The sequence below is a fragment of the Bartonella sp. TT29SHDZB genome (assembly GCF_042193395.1).
Lineage (GTDB): Bacteria > Pseudomonadota > Alphaproteobacteria > Rhizobiales > Rhizobiaceae > Bartonella.
In genome coordinates this window covers 1-3,420 of the sequence record NZ_JBHILQ010000052.1, presented here as the reverse complement: position 1 = coordinate 3,420, position 3,420 = coordinate 1, and the positions used below count along the sequence as shown (strand labels likewise).

Here is a 3,420-nt window from a genome sequence, read left to right as displayed (position 1 = left end):
GATGTTCAATCACGCGACGAGGAAGTTGAAAGACTAACACAAGAGCTTAAACAGCGTGATGAAGCAGTAAAAGCGCCGTCTCATAAGAATAAGAAGAGTAAGAAGAAGGGTAAGTGAGGAGATAGAGATGAATGCAGGATCGTATACTGGTTTAATAGTATCTATAGCTGTAAATATTCAATTAGCTATTCAACTTTATCTATTTTATAAAGAATTACAAATAGTTAAAAAGGAAATAATGAAGAAAAATGAAAAAATATGGAGGCAAGAAGAGGAAATCCAAAGATTATCTTATCCTAGCATGTTCTCTTCTTCAAAAGATAGAAAAAATTCTAGCCAAAACTTAGTTTGAACTACTCTTTCTGGGTGATTTGATGAAGTGTGTTCAATTATAAAGATTGGTACAGTTTCGATATTTGGTTTGAGGTGGCGAACTGTGAGAAAAAATACTCTTTCTTCATCTTCCTTTAGATTAAAATAATTGCATATATCTTGCGATTTTAAGTCTGCTGTAAAAGGATTTTTAAAACTCATATATTTCTCGTTTTCGAGGATTAAAGATAGCGGATATTTTCCTAGAAAAGCACCTTCAACAAATGCAAATGGACTTTCATCAGGCATACGAAAATTATTCATTTTTATTGAATGTTTTGTAGGATTTTTTATGATTACTTTTATGTCAATAAGGAAATCTTCACCCTTTTTATATGCGTGTGGTTTCTTCTCTATAACAACCTCTAGATTTGGTCCTAAGTCTCGTCTCTCTTTTTCCTCCCATAAGATGGATAGATGTTCTTTTGCTGTTTCAGATTGTTTTTGTAATTGTCTTAGTTGTTTATTGAAATTTATAAGATCTATTTTTCGATTTCTACAACCTAACCATATTCCAAAAAATGAGATGAAAGTTGGTACTATTAATGAAATAATATCAATCACATCTTTATCTATTTGCATACTTCTTACACCCTTCTTTCCTTCATTTTCGGAAAAAAACACTTCTATAAAACACATTTTGTATGGAGTGGCGCGATGAATAACACGATTCTTTGTTTTGATCTAGGTACCAAAACGGGGTGGGCGATACGTGGTGCAAGTGGTGACATGTTTAGTGGTACCGTGAATTTTCAATCGCGCCGTTTTGAAGGCGGTGGAATGCGTTACTTGCGCTTTAAGCAATGGCTATCAGAAATAAAGCAGACAGCAGGTCAAATTGACGTGGTGTATTTTGAAGAGGTGAGGCGTCATAAAGGTACAGATGCAGCGCATGTTTACGGTGGTTTGTTAGCAACGTTAACGGCGTGGTGTGAACAGCATCAGATACCGTATGAGGGGATACCAGTAAGTACGATTAAGAAAGCGACGACAGGCAAGGGGAATGCGTCGAAAGAAGAGATGATTAAGGCAATGTGTCTTAAAGGACACAAGCCATGTGATGATAATGAAGCAGATGCTTTAGCAATTTTATATTTAGTTAAAGAAAGGGAATTGGGGTATGTCCAGTAAATTACCATGGACGAGGCTTTTTGCAGACAGATGGCTTCTTACTCTTGGTTGTTTGTCGCCGACCGAGAAATGTATCTATGTCATGTTGCGACTTCTAATGCTCCATACTGGTGAACCTATTTTAAAGGACTTAACGGTATTAGCTTTTTGGGTTGGTTATCCAGTAGAAGAGTTTGAAGCAGCTTTGAATTCCTTGATTGAAGGTGGATTCATCATACGTTTAGACAATGGTGGGTTGTGGAATTCAGAAGTTGAAAAAGAACTCAATAACGTCACTGAAGAGCTAGATAATTTCACTTGCAATAATATGGAGGTAAGGCATGTCTAATGGTATGCCGTGGATAAGATTTCATTTGTATGATTGGATTAGTGGTACAGATGGGATGACATTGGAACAACGGGGCGTTTATATAACACTTCTTGTTCGCATGTACGATAAAAAAGCACCCATTAAAGAAGATTTTGAAACGCTTGCACGTGCTTGCAATTGCTCGCAGAAAAAATTTGCAACTATTGTCGAATACTTAATGAGGAATGATAAACTTGTTGAGATAGATGGTGGGTTGTGGAATACGCGCGTTGAAGAAGAGCTAAAAGATTTTGCTGATAAAAAAGATCATATATCACAAATTCGTAGTGAAGCTGGTAAAAAAGGTGCACAAGCAAAAAACAATACAAAACAACATGTTAATAATTTTGCTGAAGCAAACGACAAGCAAAATGATTTTTTTGCTGAAGCAAACGACAAGCAAAATGATTTTTTTGCTGAAGCAAAAGATAAGCAAAATCTAGCTATAAAGAACCAGAATAAGAATAATATATATAAAAAAAATAAAACTATCGTTTTATCAAAAAAAGAAACTGAATTTGAAGATTTAGAAACAACGGATTTGATTGAAGAGCCAATCGAGGTTGATGCGATTGAAAGCGAACCAAATCAAATCGCAACATCATCAGACAATCAACCTCCCATTCACGAGCAAGAAAACGTTCCTAAGAAAGCCAAGCGGGTTAAAACCGATAGAGGCTGTCGATTGCCTACGGATTTTGAGCCCGATTACGATTTTGCGATTAGAGAGGGCTTGCCTCCAGAGCGTGTAAAAGTCGAAATCGCAAAATTTAGAGATTATTGGAATGCCAAGGCAGGTAAGGACGCATGCAAAACGGATTGGCAAGCAACATGGCGCAACTGGGTACGCAAGGCAGTTGAAGATTTACAAAAAGGAAAAAACTATGGAAAGCCAAGCACTGAAACAACAGAACAGCAGCGTGGATGGAGTTATCGCGTTGCACAGCACATGTCCAATATCAAAAATTCAGATAGTGTGTACAAATTTTTATTCGAGGATGACAACCGAACCACCATTCCATTGGAAGACAGGGCAAAAACCATTGATTGCAGAAGCGGAGAGAATTACTTCATTAGTTCATGATGCGTTGCAAAAGCTTGAAAAGAAAGCGACTGAAGAAGAAATTCAAACAACGTATCTTGTCCTTTCAAATGGACTTAAGAGCCCCATGGGATCAGATGAGAAAGCGACAGCGCTTGCGTATCTTTACGCTCTTGAAGGTGTGAGTAGCTGGGTATTGCAAACAGCAACAAAGGACGTTTTGAAAGGCAAAGCAGAGGGATTAAATCCAACATTTATGCCGTCAACAGCAGATTTTTATCGTTATTGCGAAAAACTTGAAAGCAATATTCGTTATCAAGCCAATCGGATTCTTAAGAACCTTGAAAAGCCAGAGAACAAGGCAACTAATCAAGAGCCACCGGTATCATCAGAGTACATTAAAAAGCTTCAAAGAGAGCTTGAAAAGGTTTTAAAGGGCATTGAAGAATAAACAGCAAAGTAGTGAAATTTGCTGATGATTTTGAGAATAGAGATGCGTTTAAATTGACAGAAAGGCACCGTACAG

5 protein-coding genes are annotated in these 3,420 nt (G+C 37.1%); 4 read left to right on the top strand and 1 reads right to left on the bottom strand.

All coding sequences use genetic code 11. The features are described 5' to 3' along the window. Positions 1–291 precede the first annotated feature (291 nt). Positions 292–954 carry a hypothetical protein gene (locus tag ACFIJJ_RS09180; RefSeq protein ID WP_375646736.1) on the bottom strand — a complete coding sequence of 221 codons (663 nt, stop codon included), beginning with the start codon at positions 952–954 and terminating at the stop codon, positions 292–294. 75 nt (positions 955–1,029) lie between these two features. Here ACFIJJ_RS09180 and ACFIJJ_RS09175 point away from each other — a divergent pair, with 75 nt between their 5' ends. Genes ACFIJJ_RS09175 through ACFIJJ_RS09160 form a run of 4 tightly spaced genes read left to right on the top strand, consistent with a single transcriptional unit; the run spans position 1,030 to position 3,345 of the window. After that, positions 1,030–1,503 (top strand): crossover junction endodeoxyribonuclease RuvC, encoded by a 474-nt coding sequence (locus tag ACFIJJ_RS09175; RefSeq protein ID WP_375646735.1) that lies wholly within the window; start codon positions 1,030–1,032, stop codon positions 1,501–1,503. Further along, positions 1,493–1,831: a DUF1376 domain-containing protein gene (locus ACFIJJ_RS09170; protein WP_375646734.1), complete on the top strand. Its 339-nt coding sequence runs from the start codon at positions 1,493–1,495 to the stop codon at positions 1,829–1,831. The genes ACFIJJ_RS09175 and ACFIJJ_RS09170 overlap by 11 nt, the downstream gene beginning before the upstream one ends. After that, complete coding sequence (locus tag ACFIJJ_RS09165) at positions 1,824–2,936, top strand: YdaU family protein (protein WP_375646732.1); 1,113 nt, start codon at positions 1,824–1,826, stop codon at positions 2,934–2,936. Before ACFIJJ_RS09170 ends, ACFIJJ_RS09165 begins: the two co-directional genes overlap by 8 nt. Further along, positions 2,896–3,345 carry a hypothetical protein gene (locus tag ACFIJJ_RS09160; RefSeq protein ID WP_375646731.1) on the top strand — a complete coding sequence of 150 codons (450 nt, stop codon included), beginning with the start codon at positions 2,896–2,898 and terminating at the stop codon, positions 3,343–3,345. The genes ACFIJJ_RS09165 and ACFIJJ_RS09160 overlap by 41 nt, the downstream gene beginning before the upstream one ends. Positions 3,346–3,420: the final 75 nt, after the last annotated feature.